Source organism: Robbsia sp. KACC 23696, assembly GCF_039852015.1.
In the GTDB taxonomy this organism is placed as follows: Bacteria; Pseudomonadota; Gammaproteobacteria; order Burkholderiales; family Burkholderiaceae; genus Robbsia.
Genome location: NZ_CP156626.1, coordinates 2,704,906 through 2,724,674 on the forward strand (window position 1 = coordinate 2,704,906; position 19,769 = coordinate 2,724,674).

General features: G+C 63.9%; 15 protein-coding genes and 1 pseudogene. 4 read left to right on the plus strand and 12 right to left on the minus strand.

Annotation, left to right across the window (positions count from 1 at the left end; genetic code table 11):
- Positions 1-102 precede the first annotated feature (102 nt).
- On the minus strand, positions 103-2,178 hold the full coding sequence (gene uvrC / locus ABEG21_RS11295) for an excinuclease ABC subunit UvrC (RefSeq protein ID WP_347556743.1): 2,076 nt from the start codon (positions 2,176-2,178) through the stop codon (positions 103-105).
- Between the two features lie 135 nt (positions 2,179-2,313).
- On the opposite strand from uvrC, the gene earP reads away from it, so the two are divergent.
- The 4 genes from earP to ABEG21_RS11315 all read left to right on the plus strand — a co-directional run bounded on the left by earP (position 2,314) and on the right by ABEG21_RS11315 (position 6,924).
- Complete coding sequence (gene earP, locus ABEG21_RS11300; RefSeq protein ID WP_347554700.1) at positions 2,314-3,717, plus strand: elongation factor P maturation arginine rhamnosyltransferase EarP; 1,404 nt, start codon at positions 2,314-2,316, stop codon at positions 3,715-3,717.
- Between the two features lie 336 nt (positions 3,718-4,053).
- Positions 4,054-4,608, plus strand: coding sequence for an elongation factor P (gene efp, locus ABEG21_RS11305; RefSeq protein WP_347554701.1), 555 nt, complete (start codon positions 4,054-4,056; stop codon positions 4,606-4,608).
- Between the two features lie 464 nt (positions 4,609-5,072).
- Positions 5,073-5,498, plus strand: coding sequence for a BON domain-containing protein (locus ABEG21_RS11310; RefSeq protein ID WP_347554702.1), 426 nt, complete (start codon positions 5,073-5,075; stop codon positions 5,496-5,498).
- Positions 5,499-5,502: 4 nt separating this feature from the next.
- Complete coding sequence (locus tag ABEG21_RS11315) at positions 5,503-6,924, plus strand: sigma-54 dependent transcriptional regulator (protein ID WP_347554703.1); 1,422 nt, start codon at positions 5,503-5,505, stop codon at positions 6,922-6,924.
- Here the strand turns inward: ABEG21_RS11315 and nagZ are convergent, their stop codons facing one another.
- The 11 genes and pseudogenes from nagZ to ABEG21_RS11370 form a co-directional block, all read right to left on the minus strand.
- The gene (gene nagZ / locus ABEG21_RS11320; protein ID WP_347556744.1) at positions 6,925-7,992 is read right to left on the minus strand and encodes a beta-N-acetylhexosaminidase; all 1,068 of its coding nucleotides are present in this window, start codon (positions 7,990-7,992) and stop codon (positions 6,925-6,927) included.
- Between the two features lie 92 nt (positions 7,993-8,084).
- On the minus strand, positions 8,085-8,495 hold the full coding sequence (gene acpS, locus ABEG21_RS11325; protein WP_347554704.1) for a holo-ACP synthase: 411 nt from the start codon (positions 8,493-8,495) through the stop codon (positions 8,085-8,087).
- A 129-nt stretch (positions 8,496-8,624) separates the two neighbouring features.
- The gene (gene pdxJ / locus ABEG21_RS11330; RefSeq protein WP_347554705.1) at positions 8,625-9,404 is read right to left on the minus strand and encodes a pyridoxine 5'-phosphate synthase; all 780 of its coding nucleotides are present in this window, start codon (positions 9,402-9,404) and stop codon (positions 8,625-8,627) included.
- Between the two features lie 19 nt (positions 9,405-9,423).
- Positions 9,424-10,149 (minus strand): annotated as a pseudogene (gene recO, locus ABEG21_RS11335) (DNA repair protein RecO); the annotation flags it as partial.
- A gap of 20 nt (positions 10,150-10,169) precedes the next feature.
- Positions 10,170-11,180, minus strand: coding sequence for a GTPase Era (era, locus tag ABEG21_RS11340; protein WP_347554706.1), 1,011 nt, complete (start codon positions 11,178-11,180; stop codon positions 10,170-10,172).
- Positions 11,181-11,241: 61 nt separating this feature from the next.
- Positions 11,242-12,231, minus strand: a complete 990-nt coding sequence (gene rnc, locus ABEG21_RS11345; protein WP_347556745.1) for a ribonuclease III — start codon at positions 12,229-12,231, stop codon at positions 11,242-11,244.
- Positions 12,232-12,316: 85 nt separating this feature from the next.
- Positions 12,317-13,216, minus strand: a complete 900-nt coding sequence (lepB, locus tag ABEG21_RS11350; RefSeq protein ID WP_347554707.1) for a signal peptidase I — start codon at positions 13,214-13,216, stop codon at positions 12,317-12,319.
- A 12-nt stretch (positions 13,217-13,228) separates the two neighbouring features.
- Positions 13,229-15,022, minus strand: coding sequence for a translation elongation factor 4 (lepA, locus tag ABEG21_RS11355; RefSeq protein ID WP_347554708.1), 1,794 nt, complete (start codon positions 15,020-15,022; stop codon positions 13,229-13,231).
- Positions 15,023-15,355: 333 nt separating this feature from the next.
- On the minus strand, positions 15,356-16,921 hold the full coding sequence (locus ABEG21_RS11360; protein ID WP_347556746.1) for a Do family serine endopeptidase: 1,566 nt from the start codon (positions 16,919-16,921) through the stop codon (positions 15,356-15,358).
- 700 nt (positions 16,922-17,621) lie between these two features.
- Positions 17,622-18,812, minus strand: coding sequence for a MucB/RseB C-terminal domain-containing protein (locus ABEG21_RS11365; RefSeq protein WP_347554709.1), 1,191 nt, complete (start codon positions 18,810-18,812; stop codon positions 17,622-17,624).
- A 40-nt stretch (positions 18,813-18,852) separates the two neighbouring features.
- Positions 18,853-19,632: an RseA family anti-sigma factor gene (locus ABEG21_RS11370; RefSeq protein WP_347554710.1), complete on the minus strand. Its 780-nt coding sequence runs from the start codon at positions 19,630-19,632 to the stop codon at positions 18,853-18,855.
- Positions 19,633-19,769 lie beyond the last annotated feature (137 nt).

Genomic DNA, 19,769 nt, shown 5'->3' on the forward strand with positions numbered 1-19,769 from the left:
TATAGATGCATCATAACGTTGATTGGGCAACAGGACGCCCTCGATGCACTGCCGACGGTGCTCCCTGCGCGTCGGCAGTCGAATTGTGCGGCGCCGCGCCGCTCAATGCAATTGCTGGTAGATCTGCTCCGCCAGCGTGTGTGAAATTCCCTCGACGCTGGCGATCTCGTCGATACTGGCGGCCATCACGCCGCGCAAGCCGCCAAAACGGGCGAGTAATCGCTGCCGTCGTTTCGCCCCAACCCCGTCCAGTTCTTCCAGACGGCTCTGTTGTCGCGTTTTGGCCCGCTTCGCGCGCATGCCCGTGATCGCGAAACGGTGCGCTTCGTCGCGAATCTGCGCGATCAGCATCAAGGCCGCACTGTCCTTGCCCAATTCGAGCGCCGTGCGGCCATCGGCGAAGATCAGCGTCTCCAATCCCACCTTGCGCCCCTCCCCTTTCGCCACGCCGACGATCAAGCCGATATCCAGGCCCAGCTCGCTGAACACCTGGCGCGCCATCTCGACCTGCCCCTTACCGCCATCGATCAGCACGATATTCGGAAAACGCGCCACGGTGCGCGTCGGTGCGGATTCCGGCGCGTCGGGCGCCGATGCAATCTCGTTGCCTTGCTCGTCCTCGTCGTCCCGATCCGTCTCGTCGCCCAGGCCACCCTCGTCCAGCACGTCGACAACCTCGTCGTCATGCACGACCATCTTCTCGTAGCGACGCATCAGGACCTGACGCATGGCGGCATAGTCGTCGCCCGGCGTGATGCCGGTGATGTTATAGCGCCGGTATTCGCCGTTCTGCATCTTGTGATGGTGATAGACGACACACGATGCCTGGGTCGCCTCGCCCATCGTATGGCTGATGTCGAAGCACTCGACCCTGAGGGTGTCGAGGTCGTCGAACTCCATGCGCAAGGTATCGACCAAGGCCTGCGTGCGCGAACGCTGCGCGCCCTGCTCCGATAGAATGCGCGCCAAGGACAGCCGTGCATTGTGCTCGGCCATCGTCAGCCAGACCTTGCGCTGTCCCTGTGGCTGACGCAGCACCGTCACGCGCCGCTGCGCCTGTTCGCCGAGCATCGTGATCAGTTCGCGATTGGCCAGTGCATGGCTGACGATCAGAATCGGCGGCACCGGCTGCCCGGTGTAGTGCTGACCGATAAAGGCCTCCAACACCTCGACTTCCAACGCCACCGCACCGCTACCGGCTACATCGATATCGACATCGGCCCCATCGCGATCGGGTTCCGGCGCGACGTCCGAGACCAGCGCATCTTCAGCGCCCGCCATCGCCAGTCCGCTCTCCACCTGCGTCGGAAAATAGGCCTTGTCGCCCAGATGCCGGCCGCCCCGCACCATGGCGAGATTGACACAGACCTTGCCGCCCTGTGCGGCCACGGCGATGATGTCGACATCGCTGCCGCCCTCGGTTTCCACCGTCTGTTGATGCAGCACCTTCGATAGCGCACTCATCTGATTGCGCACCACGGCGGCCTGCTCGAACTTCAGGTCCATGGCGAAGCCCTGCATCTTGCCCTCGAGGTCGCGCATCACCTCGCTCTGTTGCCCCAACAAGAATCGCGAGGCATTCCGCACGTCGCGCGCATAGTCCTCTTCATTGATTTCCCCGACGCAAGGTGCCGTGCAGCGACCGATCGGATGCAAGAGACAGGGCCGCGTGCGATTGTTGAAGACCGAGTCCTCGCAGGTCCGCAACTGAAAGACCCGCTGCAGGATCTGGATGCTCTCGCGCACCGCCCACGCGCTCGGGAACGGGCCGAAGTACTGATTCTTGCGATCCACCGCGCCGCGGTAATACACCATCCGCGGAAAGGCGTGCCCGGTCAGCTTCAAGAAGGGATAGGACTTGTCGTCGCGGAACAGAATGTTGTATCGCGGAACGAGTGCCTTGATCAGGTTGTTTTCGAGCAGCAGTGCCTCGGCCTCGGAGCGCGTCACCGTGGTTTCGAGTCGGGCGATCCGGGACACCATCATCGCGATGCGCGGCGAGGCCAGCGTCTTCGTGAAGTAGCTGGACACGCGTTTTTTCAGGTCGCGCGCCTTGCCCACGTACAGCACATTGCCTTCGGCATCGAAATACCGGTACACCCCGGGCAAGTTCGGCAACTGCGCGAGGGCGGACTTGGCGTCGAAGGGCGCGGCCGGTGCGATGGCGGGCGCAGCGATAACGGCGACGGCAGCCGGTTCTACAGGCGGGTCGGAGGCGTCGGAAGCGGGGGTATCGGAAACGGACATTCGGGCGGCGTCGGCGATTGCTCTAAAATCCCGATTCTAGAGCAATCGCCCAGCCCTGATCATCCGATGCACGCCGCCCCCCCCTCTCACCGTCCTTCCGTGCCCGTCCCCGAGACGCCGGTCCGCGTGCCGGCGCCGCGTTGCGCCTTGTTCTGCCGCGTCGTCGATAACTTCGGCGACGCTGGCGTCTGTTGGCGCCTCGCCCGGCAATTGGCGCGGGAACACGGCTGGAAAGTGCGGCTCTATATCGATGTGCCCGCAGTGTTGCAGGCTTTCCTGCCCGCTTATCGCCTCCCGACTGCCGACGCAGCAGCCAGGACATACCCGGCCGACGATGCCACCGCGTCGAAAGCGTCCGATGCGCCATCGACGCGGCACGATCTTGTCACGGTCGATGGCGTCGACATCCTGCCCTGGCCCGGCCTGACGGTCGAGGGTAAGGCGCGGACCGATGGGGTCGTCTGGCCGGAGGGTGCGGACCCGGGCGACATTGTCATCGAAGCATTCGCCTGCGATCTCCCCGAGCCGGTCCTCCTGGCGATGGCGGCGCGCAACACTGCACCGATCTGGATCAATCTCGAATATTTAAGCGCCGAGGACTGGGTCAACGACTGTCATCTGATGCCGTCACGACATCCGCGCCTGGGCCTGGAAAAAACCTTCTTTTTCCCCGGCGTGCGGCCGAGAACCGGCGGCGTCCTGCGGGAGCGCGACCTCGGCGAACGACGACGACAATTCCTGCAAGACCCCGACGCCCAAGACGCACTGTGGTCCACGCTGGGTCTTCGTTCCCCCGCATCCGATCAACTGCTGATCACGCTCTTCGCGTATGAAAACGAGGCCATGCATCCGCTCCTCAACGCCTGGTCGGATCCGATTGGCACGCGCGCGCAAGATGTCGACATACGCTGGCGCGGCGTGACGGTCTTCGTCCCCGAGGGCCGCATCTCGCCGCAGGTCGCACGTTTTTTCGATCGCGACCAACTCGAAGTGGGCGAAACCCTGCGCCGGGGCGCATTGACCGTACACGCGATCCCCTTCGTCGCGCAGGACGATTACGATCGTCTGCTGTGGCTAGCAGACGTGAACTTCGTCCGTGGCGAAGACTCCTTCGTTCGTGCCCAATGGGCCGAGCGCCCGTTTATCTGGCACATCTATCCACAAGACGACGCGGCCCACCTGCCAAAACTGGAAGCCGCGCTCGACGCATATATCGACGGCGCGCGCTTGTCCGATCCGGCAGCCGCGGCACTGCGCGCGATCTGGCAGGGCTGGAACGAAGCGGAGGCGGACGCAACCATGACCGCCGCCCTCTCCGACGATGACTGGCGGCAGCGCTGGCAGAACGGCCTCCGCCACCTTGCGCCGTTACGAGAGGGCGCTGCTGCCTGGGCGGTCCGCCTGCAGGCGCCCGGCGATCTGGCAAGCAATCTGGCGCAGTTTTGTGCGGAAAAAAGGGTTTTGCCTTAGGCAACAGCGCTGCATAAACCCTGCCTCAGGTGTAAAAAACTCGGGTAAAATGAACGGTTTGCCTTACCCTTGCTCTCACAGTGCCATGGCGGACGCGAGATATCGCCGGTATCGGGCCGAACCTCGTCATCGTCTGGTCGTGCGGCGCACGTAAGCTGCGACTCCCACAATATCGTGCCACGGTTGCCTCAAGCTCGATCCTGCATGTCAGGAACGGGCGGGAGGCGGTGTGAACCGATGGGTCGACTTTGCGTGCCGACGCGCCCCGACGCGTAGGTGGGTTGGCAACCGAACCGGCCGTGCAGGCCGACGCTTTTTGCACAGGACTATTTTTTTATGAAGACAGCTCAAGAACTCCGTGTCGGTAATGTCGTGATGGTCGGCAGCGACGCGATGGTCATTTTGAAGGCCGAATACAACAAGTCGGGCCGTAACTCCGCCGTCGTCAAGATGAAGATGAAGAATCTTCTGACGAACGCCGGCCAAGAAACGGTCTACAAGGCCGACGACAAGTTCGACGTCGTGGTACTGGAACGTAAGGAAGTGACGTACTCGTACTTCGCGGACCCGATGTACGTGTTCATGGACGCCGATTACAACCAGTTCGAAATCGACGAAGAAAGCATGGGCGACGCGCTCGATTACCTGGAAGACGGTATGGGCGTGGAAATCGTGTTCTACAACGAACGCGCCATCGCCGTCGATATGCCGACCGTGATCGTTCGTGAAATTCTGTACACGGAACCGGCAGTCAAGGGCGACACGTCGGGCAAGGTCATGAAGCCGGCCAAGATCAACGACCGCAAGAACATTCCGGTGCCGCTGTTCTGCAACATCGGCGACAAGATCGAAATCGATACGCGTACCGGCGAATATCGTAGCCGTGCTTAATGCCGGCTGAGTCTGCCGCGCCGCGCTGCCAGGCGCCACTCGGTGTCTGGCAAATGCTGTAAAGCGTCTCGCCTTCCGCCTTCCTCCGTTCGGCCCATGCCGATCTGGAAATCAACAGGCCCGCCCTCTCGAATGAGACGGCGGGCCTGTTCTTTTTCCAAGAACTGCAACATTTACCTTTTTCCCCCATTTTTACCGAATTTGCTTTTACCATCGGCGTTAAGTCGGTCGGAAGGAACGCTGATTTCCATGTCGAAACCACGCCAATCGCGTATCCATTACCGCCGACACGCTGGACACGGTGCGACGTCTTTACATGGCATGGTTTATGCATTGCATAAATTTGTTATGCCAATGAAAGAGATCGCCGAGGTGTTGCGCGACAGTGGATGGCGGCGGATGCTGCACGAAAACGATTGTTATCCCGGATCGCGTCCGGCCATTACTGTTATCGGGGGAAGCTCATGTCCTTATTGCCGCGCATGCTTTCGCCCGGCTATGCCGTGGTGTGCGCCGGTTTGTTGAGCACGGCCATTACGCTCGGCGGATGTGCAAGCTCCCGATCGAACGCATCGCTGGCCTACGACAGCGATACGGCGATTGCCGATCGGGTGCATCAGGCCATGTCGGCGGATACGCAGACCGCAGCAGCACTAGAGGCGGGCCGCATCCGAATTCGGGTCATGCATGGCAATGTGACCCTGCTCGGCGACGCGGATAACGTCATGCAAATGGCGGATGCGCTGGCCGCCGTTCGCAGCGTCGGCGGTGTGCATTCGGTGCAGAGCGATCTGCATCTGCGGGCTGCCGCGTCGCTGGGTGTCACCGCCCCGGCTTCCATAAGCGAATCGGCCAGGACCGATTCCCCAAAAACTTCTCGCTCCGAGTAAGCTCATGCCGCACGCCTTGATCGTCGAAGACGACCCGAACAGTTTGTCCGGCTTGGCAGCCATTTTAGATGCCGACGGTTTTTCGGTCGACACCGCGATGACGCTCGCGGAAGCGCGTCAAGCGCTGACCCGCTTCATTCCCGATGTCGTGCTGATCGATTTGAACTTGCCCGACGGCAAGGGGCTCGATCTGTTGCCCAGCCTACCGGTCACGCCTCCGGACGGCAATGTGCCGGTGATCGTCATGACCGGCAACGCCACCGTCGAGAGCGCGATTGCCGGCCTCCGTCATGGAATCTGGGATTATTTGCTGAAGCCCGTCAGCATTCCGCGCCTGCGCAGCCTGCTTGCGCGCATTCCGCGTCCTTACGAATTGACCGAAGAAGTCCAAGCCTTGAAGCTAACGCTGCGGCAACTCGGTCGCTATGGTCCGCTGGTGGGTCGATCGCCCGCCATGCAGCGTCTATACGACGATATCGACCGCATTGCCGCGACCGAAGGGCCGGTGTTGTTGGTCGGTGAAAGTGGTAGCGGAAAAGAAACGGTGGCGCGCGCCATTCATCACGGCAGCCGACGGCGCAAAGCGCCGTTCGTGTCCTTCGACAGTCGCAGCAGCACCGGCGAGCAGGATTCACGGCCCGCTTCAGTGCTGCTGTTCGGTCAGGAGCGCACCGGTGCGCCGCTGCAGACCGTCATGGGCGAAGGTCGGACCTTCGGCGCCTGCGAACGTGCCACGGGGGGGACCCTGTATATCGACGATGTGACACACCTCTCCGTCGAGCAACAACGGCAGTTGGTGGCGGTGATGACGCAACACACCTTCCGGCGTGTCGGCGGCACACACGATATCCCCGCCGATTTCAGGCTGGTGGCAGGATCGAACGAAGACCCGATGCAAGCACTGGGCGAAGGCCGCCTGCGTGACGACCTCTATCGTCTGCTGGTGCCGCAGGCCATCGCGGTCCCGGCCTTGCGCGAACGCTTTGGCGATGTCGAGATGTTGGCGCAATATTTCGTCGATCAGTTGAATGAGTCGACACTGGCGCTCGCCGGGACACAGGGCAACGACGGCAGCCTGCCGCAGAGCGTCCCCAAATATTTGGCGTCGTTAGCGTTGCGCGGCCTGGAGCAATACCAATGGCCGGGCAATGTCCGTGAGCTGCAGGAGGCGGTGGAATCCGCCTATAAGCAGGCCGGACCAATGGAGGCAACGATCGAGTCACTGGCCCCGGTCAGCGGCGGCCAGAAAATCCGTCCGGGCAGCGTCGAAATCACCGTCGGCATGCCGCTCGAAGAAGTGGAAGAACTGCTGATTCGCGCCACGCTGGAAGCAGTGGGTGGCACGCGCCATCGCGCGGCCTCGATGCTCGGCATCAGTCCCAAGACGCTCTACAACAAGCTGCAGCGCATGAAGCTGGAAGACTGATCAGGCCGGCGACGTCACGCCCGATGGCGTTGACGTCGGCGTTGATGTTGCCGACTCCGAGACGCCCATCAGCTTTTGCACCTTGGCCTTGGCGGCGAGATACTCCGGCTGGCGAAGAAGCTTGCTCCAGATCACCGGTTTGCCGCGCGCCTGCAGCCGCTTGATGCGACGCATCGATGCCCGCGTCGCGCCCCGGTGCAGATTGTTCAGCACTTGATCGGCACGCTCGGGGCTGTTGCAGACCAAGACCATATCGCAGCCGGCATCCAGCGCCATCTGCGCGCCGCGAACCACATCGCCTGCCACACGCGCCCCTTCCATCGACAGATCGTCGCTGAAGATCGCGCCGTGGAAACCCAGCTCGCGCCGCAGAATCCGCTGCAACCAAATACGCGAGAAGCCCGCCGGCAAGCTTGGATCGACCTGGGGATACAGTACGTGCGCGGCCATGACGGCGGACAGCGCGACGCCGGACCATAGATAGGGACGCAGATCCTTCTCCATGATTTCCGCCAGCGGCCGGTCATCGATCGCCGCGCGCAAATGGGTGTCGGCCTCGACGAAACCGTGCCCCGGAAAATGCTTGGCGCAGTTCGCCATGCCGGCCAGCGACAAGCCGTGACTCAAGGCCCGCGACAACAGGGTCACCACGCGCGGGTCGTGATGAAAGGCACGCGTGCCGATCACTTTCGAGACGCCGTAATCCAGATCCAGAACCGGCGTAAAGCTCAGATCGATGCCGCTCGCCCGCAACTCGCTACCGAGCAAATAGCCCACCGAAGTCGCATCGTCGATGGCGCCGAGTACATCCTCGTCCCAGCGCTCCCCAAGTCGCGACATCGGCGGCAAGGGCGTGAAACCATCGGTCTTGAAGCGCTGAACGCGCCCCCCTTCCTGGTCCACGGCGATCAGGATGTCCGGCCGCAAGGCGCGAATCTGATGCGTCAGCAAACCCAGCTGCGCGCGGTTCTGGTAGTTGCGTGCGAAGAGGATCACGCCACCGGTCAGCGGGTGCGCGATCCGTCTCGCATCGTGCTCATCCAATACCAGGCCCGGCACATCGATCATGACGGGGCCCGGCCCGCGGCGCGTCAGATCCAGCGTGCTACTTTCGGTCCAGTTGCCAGTACGTTGTTCTGTCATCGGTGTCTCGTCTGCTCCTATTCTTTGGCGGCGCCCCTGCGTTGTTCGGCGATGACGTAGGCAATCGCGTAGTCTCGCTCGTCGCTGAGTGTCACCTGAAAGTTCAGGCCACGCGCATCGACCCACTCGGTCAATGCGCCGCTGGTCTGGATGATCGGGGCGCCGCCGGCGCGGTTCAGCGTCTGCACGGCGCGCCACGTCATCGGCATATGGATGCCCAGGCCGATCGCTTTGGAAAACGCTTCCTTGGCGGCAAATCGCGTTGACAGAAAGGCCAGCCCGCGCGCTGCTGAGCGTGCGCGACGCGCCTCGTAGATCGCGATTTCTTCCGGACCGAGCACTTTTTCCGCAAAGCGCCCCTCCGTGCGTTCCATCACCGCGGCCACGCGGCGGATGTCGATGATGTCGCTACCGGTGCCAAAAATCATATGCCTTGCTCCCGCGGTTGCGTAGGACGCGCCGCGCGCGATCGGGCTGCCTTTCGGCCGATCGCGCCGCAGACGTCGTCGGAAGACGCCCCCTCGCGCGGCGTTCCAGCCGCCGCGCGGGCGGTTCGATCAGCGTCCGATACCCTGTGCGGCAAAGCGCGCCGCCACCATGATCGCCTTCATTTCGCGGACGGCATTTTCCCAGCCCGCAAAGACCGCATGCGCCACGATCGCATGACCGATATTCAGCTCGGTGATGCCTTGCAGCGCGGCGACCGGCTGCACATTCTGATAATGCAGGCCATGGCCGGCATTGACCGTCAGCCCCAGCGCAACGCCCAGATCGACCCCGTCCGCGACGCGGGCCAATTCCGCCTGCTGCGCGGCACCTTCGGTCTCGGCATAGCGTCCGGTATGCAGTTCGATCAGCGGCGCGCCGGCCTGCCGCGCGGCGCGAATCTGCGCGGCGTCGGGATCGATAAACAGCGACACGCGGATGCCGGCACGCGCGAACGTCGCACAGGCGCGCTGCACGGCGTCGAAATTCCCCACCACGTCCAGGCCGCCCTCGGTGGTGACTTCCTCGCGCTTTTCAGGCACGAGGCAGACGTCCTGTGGCGCGATCTCGCAGGCGATGTCGATCATTTCCGACGTCACCGCGCATTCGAGGTTCATCCGCGTACGCAAGGCCGGGCGGATCGCACGGACATCGGCGTCCCGGATATGGCGTCGGTCTTCGCGCAGGTGCAGCGTGATCGCGTCGGCGCCGGCATCCTCGGCGCGCAGCGCGGCCGCGATCGGATCCGGATAGGTCGTGCCGCGCGCATTGCGCAACGTGGCGACGTGGTCGATGTTCACGCCCAGGCCGATAAAGGCCGGCGCCGCGCCGAATGCCGCGAGGGGATTCATAAAACAAGCCTCCAGTTCGCTACAGCTTTTGCAAGTCGATCAGGATCTGGCGCGTGTTCAACGGCACGCCGCCCAGATGGTAGTGCAGCAGGAACCGCATCAACGTCTTGCTTTGCGCGATCGTCCGTGGCGCGGAGTAATCGTCGGCGTCCATGTCCAGCAAGGTACGGCCATCGATGCGAGGCCAGTCGCCCGGATCATTGGCACGGGCCAGCCGCGCGCCCCGCTCCGGATCGAAAACATAGGCCGCTGCCGGATCCGGCGCGGCCGCCCTCTCAGCGAGACTGCCTGGATTGAAGGTCACCGCATAACCAGTTTCGCGCAACAGCATCCGTTCAAAGGAACGCAAGACCAGCGCGGCCGGCTCATCGTGCGCAAGGCGTGCCATCGTCACCGCATAATGATGGAACAAGGCCGGATGCGGGTCTTCACGCGCGCAAAAGCGGACGATCAATTCGTTCACATAGAAACCGCAGACGAGCGCGTCGCCGGCCAGCGGCAGCATGCCGCCCACCCACTCGGCGCCCGTCAATGTCCTCACCTCGCCCTTGCCGCTCCATCGCAACGACAGCGGCTGAAAGGTCTGCAACACGCCGCGCAGCGCCGAGTGCGGCCGCTTCGCGCCCTTTGCCACCAGCGCCATCCGACCATGATCGCGCGTGAGCACGTCGATGATCAGACTCGTTTCTCGATACGGATAACTGTGCAGCACGAAGGCGGGTTGATCGGCAACCCTACGTTGCGACTCCGCAGACGCAGACGACATCAGTCATATCCGTAGGCACGCAAGCCGGCTTCGTTGTCGGCCCAGTTCGACTTCACCTTGATCCAGACCTCCAGGTACACGGGACCATCGAAGAGCTTTTCCATATCGAGACGCGCATCGGTGCTGATCTGCTTCAGCTTCGCGCCCTTTTGGCCGATGATCATCGCCTTGTGGGTATCGCGCGCGATCAGGATCGTGACGAAGATCCGACGCAGCCGTCCTTCGATCTCGAACTTATCGATGATGACCGTGCTGGTGTAAGGAATTTCGTCGCCGGTCCAGCGGAACACCTTCTCGCGGACGATTTCCGCAGCCATGAAACGCTCGCTGCGATCGGTGAACGCTTCCTCGTCGTAAATCGGATCGCCTTCCGGCAAGTGGGTGCGCAGCACGCCGAGCAGACGTCGGACATCATCGACGTCTTTTGCCGACATCGGCACGACTTCGGTGAAATCGCGCAAGGGCTGGATCTCTGCCAGGAAAGGCAGCAGCTGTTGCTTGTCCTTCACCTGGTCGATCTTGTTGGTGACCAGCACGACCTTTGCATTCGGCGGAATCAGGTCGAGGACGAGCTTGTCCTCGGGCCGGAAACGCCCCGCCTCGACCACCAGCAGGATCACGTCCACCGTCGCGAGCGTCGACGTCACCGTCCGGTTCAGCGTCCGGTTCAGCGCGTTGCTGTGACGGGTCTGAAAACCCGGCGTATCGATGAAGATGAACTGCGCATCGTCGAGCGTCTGGATGCCGGTGATCCGATGGCGCGTGGTCTGTGCCTTGCGCGACGTGATGCTGACCTTCTGGCCGACCATCGCATTCATCAGCGTCGATTTGCCGACGTTCGGACGACCGATGATCGCCACGGTGCCGCAGCGGAAACCCGCCACCGGTGCTTTGGGCGCGGCCGCCCAGTCGAACGCCGGCAAACCGTCCGCCTCGGCGCCACTGTCGGGAACGGCGGTGTCCGGCTGGTGATCGTCGGCGTCGGAAGGTTTGGAAGGGCTGGAATTCATGGCGACGTTCCTCGCGGATACGGTCATTGTGGTCACATCTCGAAAATTACTGCATTTCACGCTATTTTATGGCGGGTCCGCTACGACGGATCTGTCGGGGCCTTCCGGTGTCGGAAGAAGGGTCCCCTGTTTTCGCGCCGGCCGTGTCTGCTGACGTCTTATCGCCACTGTCCGCCTGATCGCGACGGGCGCGGTTGACGCGCAAAGTCTGTGCCGAAGGCACCGTCGGGCGGCGACCGTCGGCGCCTCCAGCACCGGCCGGGCCGCCACCGCTGCCGCCGTTGCCACGCGTGTCACCGCGGGCATCGTCGGCCGCGCGTCTGGGCGCGGGCGCACCTTTTGCCGTGCGATCACCGCGCCGCACCGGCGCGGGCTTGGCCCCATCGTTCGGATGCATCAGCGCGAGCGTGGCTTTTGCCGCGGCCATCTCGGCCGCGCGGCGGCTCGTGCCATGCCCGCGGGCTTCGATACCCAGGGCGTCGATGGTACACGCCACCTCGAATTCTTGATTATGCGCCGCCCCCACGGTGGCCACCACCGTATAGACCGGCAACGCTAGCTGGCGCCCTTGCAGGCGCTCCTGCAACAGCGTTTTCGGATCCTTGTTGGCGTCCTTGCCGAGCATCGTCGGATCGAGCGCGCCGAACACCGGCTCATACGCCAGCGAGATCGCGCGGAAGGCCGCGTCGAAACCGCCGTCGATATAGATCGCGCCGAACAGCGCTTCCACCGCATCGGCCAGAATCGACGGCCGTTGCTTGCCGCCGCTTTTCAGCTCGCCTTCACCGAGCGCCAGCGCGCCCGACACGTCGAGCCGCTGCGCAATGCCGTGCAGTGTCTCCTGCCGGACGAGATTGGCGCGCACACGCGAGAGCTCGCCCTCGTCCAGATCCGGAAAACGCTGATACAGCAAGGTGGCGACAACGCAGTTGAGCACCGAGTCGCCGAGAAATTCAAGACGCTCGTTGTGCGTGGCACTATGGCTTCGATGCGTCAAAGCCTGCCGTAACAAGGCAGGCTGTTCGAATGTATGCGCAAGCCGCTGCGCCATGGCGTCCAGCGGCGACGATGCCCGTGTCATCGCGCTTCTCCGGCGGCCGAACCCGTGGGCCGCCGCACCTCATCCAACTGCGCCATCAATGGAACGAACCAATCCGCTTCAAGTTCGAGAAATTCATCCAGACGAAGAAGGCTCTGCCGACGATATTCTTCTCCGGCACGAAGCCCCAGTAACGACTGTCCGCACTGTCGTCACGGTTGTCGCCCATCATGAAATAGTGTCCTGCCGGGACCTTGCAGGTCACGCCAGCACTGTCATATTGGCAGTTCTGCTTGAACGGGAAATCGTCCGCGCCGAGGATGTACGGCGGAATCTGCGGCGAATTCAGGATGGCATTCTTGCGGCCGTCGATCGTTTCCTCGAATTGCTTCGAATAGGACACGCGATCCGTGTCGAAATAATCCGGCAGCGACGTTTGCGCGATCGGCTGACCGTTGATCGTCAAGCGCTTGTTCTCGTAGGCCACGACATCGCCCGGCTCGCCGATCACGCGCTTGATGTAGTCGATCGACGGATCCTTCGGATAGCGGAACACGACGACGTCGCCGCGCTTCGGCTCGCCCACCGGCACGATCTTCGTATCGAAGACCGGCATGCGCAGGCCGTAGTCGAACTTGTTGACCAGGATGAAATCGCCAACCAACAGCGTCGGGATCATCGAACCCGACGGAATCTTGAACGGTTCGATCACGAAGGAGCGCACCACAAAGACCGCCAGAATCACCGGAAAGAAGCTGGCCGAATATTCGAGCCACCAGGGCTGACGCAGTTTTTCGTCGTGACGGCGAGCGCGCTCGGCCGGCGCGTCGGAGAGGGAAAGGGCCCCCGCCGGGCCGGCTGCTGCCTGTTGGCGATCGAATTCGACGACTGCGGCATCCGCTTGACGGCGACGCGACGGTTGAAACACCACCTTATCCGCAATCCATGCCAAACCGGTGAGCACGACCAACAACAGCAAAATCAACTCGAAGTTCATGCGGCATTTCCGTTATTTGTCGTCCACCTGCAGGATGGCAAGGAACGCCTCCTGCGGAATCTCTACGCTACCCACCTGCTTCATCCGCTTCTTGCCGGCCTTCTGCTTTTCCAGCAGCTTCTTCTTCCGCGAGATGTCGCCACCATAGCACTTGGCCAACACGTTCTTGCGCAGGGCCTTGATGTTTTCCCGCGCCACGATATTCGGTCCGATCGCGGCCTGCAAGGCCACGTCGTACATCTGGCGCGGGATGATCTCACGCATCTTCGCCGCCACTTCGCGGCCGCGATACTGCGATTGCGAGCGGTGCACAATGACAGACAACGCATCAACGCGATCGCCGTTGACCAGGATGTCCACTTTCACGACATCCGAGGTCCGATATTCCTTGAACTCGTAGTCCATCGACGCATAGCCGCGCGACACCGACTTCAAGCGATCGAAGAAATTCGTCACGACCTCGGCCATCGGCATTTCATAGGTCAACTGGACCTGCTTGCCGCGGTAATCCATATTGGTCTGCAGGCCGCGCTTGCCGGTACAGAGCGTGATCACCGAACCGACGTACTCCTGCGGCAGGTACAGATTCAAGGTGACGATCGGTTCGCGGATTTCCTCGATAAAGGTCGGATCCGGCATCTTCGACGGGTTCTCGACGATGATCGTCTCGCCGTCGCGCTTCACGACCTCGTAGACCACGGTCGGCGCCGTGGTGATGAGATCCATATCGAATTCGCGCTCGAGCCGCTCCTGGACGATCTCCATATGGAGCAGGCCCAGGAAGCCGCAACGGAAACCAAAGCCCAGCGCCTGCGACACTTCCGGCTCAAACTGCAGCGCGGCATCGTTCAGCTTCAGCTTCGTCAGCGATTCCCGCAAGGCGTCGTATTGATTCGACTCGACCGGATACAGACCGGCGAACACCTGCGGCTTGACTTCCTTGAAGCCCGGCAACGCGGCGGGCGCGCGGCGGTTCGCCAGCGTGATCGTATCGCCCACCTTGGCAACCGCCAATTCCTTGATGCCGGCGATGATGAAGCCCACCTGCCCGGCCGACAGGCTTTCGAGCGGTCGCGACTTCGGTGCGAACACGCCAACCGATTCCACCGGATACTGGGCCCCATTGGCCATCAGTTCGATGCGGTCCTTCGCACGCAACGTGCCGTTCATGATTCGTACCAACATCACGACGCCGACATAGTTGTCGAACCAGGAGTCGACCAGCAGCGCCTGCAACGGCGCGCTCGGGTCGCCCTTCGGCGGCGGTACCTTGAGAATCAACGATTCCAGCACGTCCTCGACACCAAGGCCGGTCTTCGCGCTGCAATGCACGGCATCGGTCGCTTCGATGCCGATGACGTCTTCGATCTCGGAGATCGCGTTGTCGGGATCGGCGGCCGGCAGATCGATCTTGTTCAAGACCGGTACCACTTCCACGCCCAGCTCGAGCGCCGTGTAGCAGTTCGCCACCGTCTGGGCTTCCACGCCCTGACTGGCGTCGACGACCAGCAGCGCGCCTTCGCAGGCAGACAGCGAGCGGCTGACTTCATAGGAGAAGTCGACGTGGCCCGGCGTGTCGATCAGGTTCAGGTTGTACACCTTGCCATCACGGGCGCGGTAGCTTAGCGCTGCGGTCTGCGCCTTGATCGTGATGCCGCGTTCGCGCTCGAGGTCCATCGAGTCGAGAACCTGCGCCTCCATCTCGCGGTCGGACAGGCCGCCGCAGAGTTGGATGATGCGGTCCGCGAGCGTCGACTTACCGTGGTCGATGTGCGCGATGATCGAAAAATTGCGGATGTGATCCATTCGGACGGGTCAAAAAGAAAGGCGTTCCGGCGCGGGGCAGGTCGCAAGCGCATTGCAATCAGCGCGCAAGCGCGCTGAAAACGGAATGGCCCGGCGAGCATGCTGTCTATGCGTCAACAGGGTATAACAAACAGGGCATCGCCCGCCGCACGCTACAAACACGTCGCGGGGAGCGACCTGGCGGCCGAGCGAGGTGGACCGCTGAACGGTCCCGGATGCGCTGCCGCATACCACAGCCGGGCGCGCCTGCGCTGGAAGGAATCCCGGCATTCTAGCCCAATTCCCCCCTACCGGCGAGGGCGGCGAGAAACCCGCGGCATAACGCCGACGGATTCAATGCCGCGCGGCGCGTGGGACCACCGGCACGAAGGTCGCCAGATCGCCGCGCTGCACCAGCAAGGCCAGCGGCCGATCGCCGCCTTGGCGCGCCGCCAGCGCATCGAACTGGCGTTGATCGGCGATATCGGTGTCGCCGACGCGCAGCAGGATATCGCCCTTCATGATGCCGGCCGTCAGCGACGGTCCCTCGCTCGCCACCACCTGCACGCCGTTGCGGGAACCGAGCGTCCGCGCCTGCGCTTCGGTGAGATCGGCGACACGCAGGCCCAGCGGATTCGACGTCAGCGCGCGCGACGACGTGTCCGGTCGCGCCGCGGCGGCGCCCATCGGCACACTGGCATTTTCTTGCTGGGCAACCGTCACCGTCAGCGTGCGCGTGCGACCCTTGCGCCAGACGGTCAACGGCGCATCGGTACCCGGCGTGGCCGCGCCGACCAGCCGCGGCAGCTCGCCGTACTGGTCGATGGCCCGGCCGTCATAGTTCAGGATGATGTCGCCAGGCAACAGTCCCCCCTTGCGCGCCGGGCTGTCGGCGACGGTGCCGGTGACCAGCGCCCCTTCGGCACGCGGCAGATTCAATGCCTCGGCAACATCGGCGGTGACCGGTCCGATCATGACGCCGATCCGCCCGCGGGTGACCACGCCGCTCTTCTCGAGCTGATTGGCGACGCGCATCGCCTCGTCGATCGGAATCGAGAAGGAAATGCCCATGAAACCGCCACTGTTACTGTAGATCTGCGAATTGATGCCGATCACATTGCCCTGAAGATCGATCAGCGGGCCGCCGGAATTGCCGGGATTCACCGCCACATCGGTCTGAATGAAGGGCAAGTATTCACCGGTGTAGCGGCTTTTCGCGCTGACGATGCCCGCGGTGACCGTGTTTTCGAGGCCAAAGGGCGAGCCGATCGCGAGCACCCACTCGCCGACGCGGACATCCGACGAATCGCCGATCGTTACCGCGGGCAGGTTCTTCGCATCGATCTTGACCACGGCGACGTCAGTCAGTTTATCGACGCCGATCAAGCGCGCCTTGTACTGGCGCCGGTCCGTCAGCGTGACGTAGATGGCATCGGCGCCCTGGACCACGTGGGCATTGGTCATTACAAAACCATCGGCGGACAGGATGAAGCCCGAGCCGACACCATTGTCGCGCTCGACTTCGGCCGGCGCGTTGTCGGCGCCGCCATTTCCCGACGCGCCGCCCTTGTCGAACATGCCCGGCGGCAAGGGAATACCGAAGAAGCGCTTGAAGAACTCGGACATATCGTCCGATGGGCTCGATGGCGAGCCGTCGCCGCTGCCATCGGCGCCACCGGGTTGACCGCCACGCGCGCCGTCACCGGCCCCGCCGCGACGCGAGCGACTTCCCGCCGGCGCCAACGGCACCCGTTGCGTCGTGCGGATATTCACGACGGCTGGCCCGACCCGGTCGACCAACGACGCGAAATCCGGCAGCAACAACATCGGCGGCGCGCCGGGAATCACATTCGGGACGAGTCGCGCGCCGGCGATACCCGGCACACCGACCGAACCCGGTATGGCCGTCGATGGCACCATGCCGCTGGGCGCCACCTGGACCGACGGCACAGGCTGCAGTCCCGCCTGCGACGCGGCCAACGGCGGCACGACGGTACTGAAAGGCGATAAGGCCGGCGGCGGCGCGACAAAGGGTCTGATGAGAACGGTACCCTGCGGCAAGCCCGAAGCCGCGCCCGGCACGGTTGCACGCGAGCCGACGGCATTACCCGCCCCCAGCGCGCCCGTCGAATCGGCCGCGCGAACCGCGCCCTTGCCGGTCCGTGTCACCGGCGCGACCGATGGCGCCGACGCGGCGGGTCCGGCGACTGACCGCGCAGCGCTCCGGCCGCCCGGCGAGGTCGTGCCTTGGCTTTGCGCTGACCGGGCGGTCTCGGATGCCGTCGCGGAACCGGTGGTCGTGATATCGGTCGTCGCGTGGCCTTGCTGCGTCTCCGGGGCGGCATACGCGCCTGGCGCGACGAGCACGGACAGACCCAGCAAACCGGCGCCTACACAAGGCGCGAGCTTCCGGGACAGCGACGCAAGCAGCGGTCTCGGGTGTCGCCCGAGGTCGTGGGAAAGCGTACAGCTCATCGGCGAATCGTGGACGGCAAGGGAACAGGCAGTGGGTAGGACACCGGCCGGATGATCCGGCCCGCGGCAGAAACGGGAAGCGACCGCAGGGCCCGGGGCGGCGCAGACTGGAAGACCGCGCAAACGTCGCAGCATAGCATCCCGGTCACGCGGCGCCGCCTTTTGTGGCGTCGGAACGGGTGGCGGCGCCGGGCGTGAATTGGATCGCATCGGCAAAGCGACGCAGCGTTTCCGCCGGCACCTCGCCAATCAGCGTGACCCAAAAATCCCCGTGGCGCTCGGCCAGCAGATGCGTGGCGCCCGACTGGCCTTGGCCCTGCTTGCGATCGCTAGTGCCCACCGGCTCGATAAACAAAGACACCGCCGTCACGCCGTCGCTGAAGACGGCCTGATCCACCGGTACAGGCGGCGCGCCGGCCTGGCGCGCCGCCATCGGACGTCGCAATTCCAACATCTTGCGGAAACCGACCACACCCGGGTCGAGCGACCAACCCGCTTTGGCAAGATCGACATCCGCCGACGGCGCACGGACGATTTTCCATCCGACGCCGGCATCGCCCCGTTTCATATCGATAACAGCCGTGTGCAACGATTGCACGGTCGCCTTGTCCGGTCCCGCCTGTCGAATCTGGGAAAAAGCCACCTGCTCCAGCACCTGACCCTGCGCGTCAAGCGTCTGCGCCTTGATCAACAGGCCCGTCGCAGGATCGACGGATAGTCGATAGGTGAAGCGGTAAGCGTCACGCGGCGCCAGCGTCAGGACCACGCAGTCGACGCCGGCGACACGGTCGCTGCCGTCGAGCGCGAGCATGTAGTGCTGGAGGACCAGCGCGCTGTCCGCCGACAGCATGGCCGGAAAATTATCCTGCCCCTTGCGGCGCCGATCGACGATGACCGTCTTGCTCGCGGGCAGGTACGTGTAAAGGTCGTCATCGTGCTCGATGACCCAACGCGCCTCACCGTCGAGACTGTCGATGCGCTGAAACTGGCCCTGACCGTCGGCCATATGCACGATCCGCGAGGAGCGAACCGATGCACCGCGTTGAAAGACAAAGGTGCCCTCATAGGGGCGATGCTCGGCCGCGGCGTTCAATCCCGCCAACAACGCGGCTGCGCGAGCCATCGTCGGCGCCGCGGCTGTGTTCCCTGTGGTGGTCGTCGACGCCGACGCCGGCACCATTGCGGCGCGCGTGGCACCGCTGCTGGGTGCCGGCGTCACGGGCGCTGGCGTCGCATTCGCACCGACGCTCCATAGCGCCGCCACCAATGCCCATGCCAACGGCAGCGCGCCCGCCGAAATCACGCCGCGCGCTGCACGGCGACCCGCACGGCGCATCTGCCCGCCGCCTAGGCTCCGACCGCACCCTCTCATCCGATCAGCGCCCCGCCCCAGCGTAGGCGACATAGCCCAGGCTGCCACGATCGGACGCAAATTCCTGATGCGCGGCGAGATACGGGTCGAGATCCCGGTCACCGCCCAGGTTCACCCTTTGCCAGTTGCCCGTTGATGCCAGCGTCGTCGGCGCCGCAGTGGTACTGGACGAGCCGGCATGCCAACCTGGCGTCAACGCCCAGGCCAGCGTGACGACGGCTGCTGCGGCGGCCGCCGCGGCCGGCATGCGACGTCGCCCGCCGAGCCAGCCCGCCAGCTGACCTGCCGCCCCGCGCTGCCCGGCGCCGCGTTCATGATGCCGGAACGCATCGCCCACGGTGCCGGCAGGCGCGGCGGCGGCGGCACCGGCACGCCGATCGTCCCAGGGAGTTTCGGCGCGCTGCGGTGCCACGATCGTCGGCTCCTCCGCCAATCGCGCGGAGAACCGTGCGGCGAAATCCCAGCCGCCGCGATGCGCATGGGCAAGGTCGTCGGAGCGCAGCGCATCGCCGATCAGGTGATATACCGACCAATCTTGCTTTTGCGTCGTCGTCCAGGACGCAAAAGCCGGACCGCCCGTGCTCCCGGTCGTCAACGGCGCCTCGCCGTCAATGGCGGCCGACAGGCGTTCGGCAAAACGCTGGGCCAGCGAGTCGCGCTCGCCACCCGCCCAATTCGCGCCATCCGACGGTAGTGCGACGGACTGACCCGTGGCACCGCTGTCGCCTTGTCCGATCTGGCCGTCCTTGCTCATTCCTGTCGCTCTCATCGCATCCTGCTTCATCGACACTCCTTGTGGCCCGCCCCGTACCCGGCGCGGCAACGCCCGATTTCAGTCATTGCCGCGCCGCGTCGGGACGAACGCCCGGACTGCACCGGGACGATCACGCCGTTGCATTGTGCACCAGCGCCACCGTCCCG

Excerpts from the sequence above, each read along its gene's own strand:
- ABEG21_RS11360 (WP_347556746.1), bottom strand. The coding sequence starts at position 16,921 with ATGGTGCCATCGACGGCCATACCGGGTTCGGTCGGTGTGCCGGGTATC.
- nagZ (WP_347556744.1), bottom strand. The coding sequence starts at position 7,992 with ATGATCGATGTGCCGGGCCTGGTATTGGATGAGCACGATGCGAGACGG.
- rnc (WP_347556745.1), bottom strand. The coding sequence starts at position 12,231 with ATGGCGCAGCGGCTTGCGCATACATTCGAACAGCCTGCCTTGTTACGG.
- acpS (WP_347554704.1), bottom strand. The coding sequence starts at position 8,495 with ATGATTTTTGGCACCGGTAGCGACATCATCGACATCCGCCGCGTGGCC.
- era (WP_347554706.1), bottom strand. The coding sequence starts at position 11,180 with ATGAATTCCAGCCCTTCCAAACCTTCCGACGCCGACGATCACCAGCCG.
- ABEG21_RS11370 (WP_347554710.1), bottom strand. The coding sequence starts at position 19,632 with ATGAAGCAGGATGCGATGAGAGCGACAGGAATGAGCAAGGACGGCCAG.
- ABEG21_RS11315 (WP_347554703.1), top strand. The coding sequence starts at position 5,503 with ATGCCGCACGCCTTGATCGTCGAAGACGACCCGAACAGTTTGTCCGGC.
- lepB (WP_347554707.1), bottom strand. The coding sequence starts at position 13,216 with ATGAACTTCGAGTTGATTTTGCTGTTGTTGGTCGTGCTCACCGGTTTG.
- pdxJ (WP_347554705.1), bottom strand. The coding sequence starts at position 9,404 with ATGAATCCCCTCGCGGCATTCGGCGCGGCGCCGGCCTTTATCGGCCTG.
- ABEG21_RS11365 (WP_347554709.1), bottom strand. The coding sequence starts at position 18,812 with ATGCGCCGTGCGGGTCGCCGTGCAGCGCGCGGCGTGATTTCGGCGGGC.
- ABEG21_RS11310 (WP_347554702.1), top strand. The coding sequence starts at position 5,073 with ATGTCCTTATTGCCGCGCATGCTTTCGCCCGGCTATGCCGTGGTGTGC.
- earP (WP_347554700.1), top strand. The coding sequence starts at position 2,314 with ATGCACGCCGCCCCCCCCTCTCACCGTCCTTCCGTGCCCGTCCCCGAG.
- lepA (WP_347554708.1), bottom strand. The coding sequence starts at position 15,022 with ATGGATCACATCCGCAATTTTTCGATCATCGCGCACATCGACCACGGT.
- efp (WP_347554701.1), top strand. The coding sequence starts at position 4,054 with ATGAAGACAGCTCAAGAACTCCGTGTCGGTAATGTCGTGATGGTCGGC.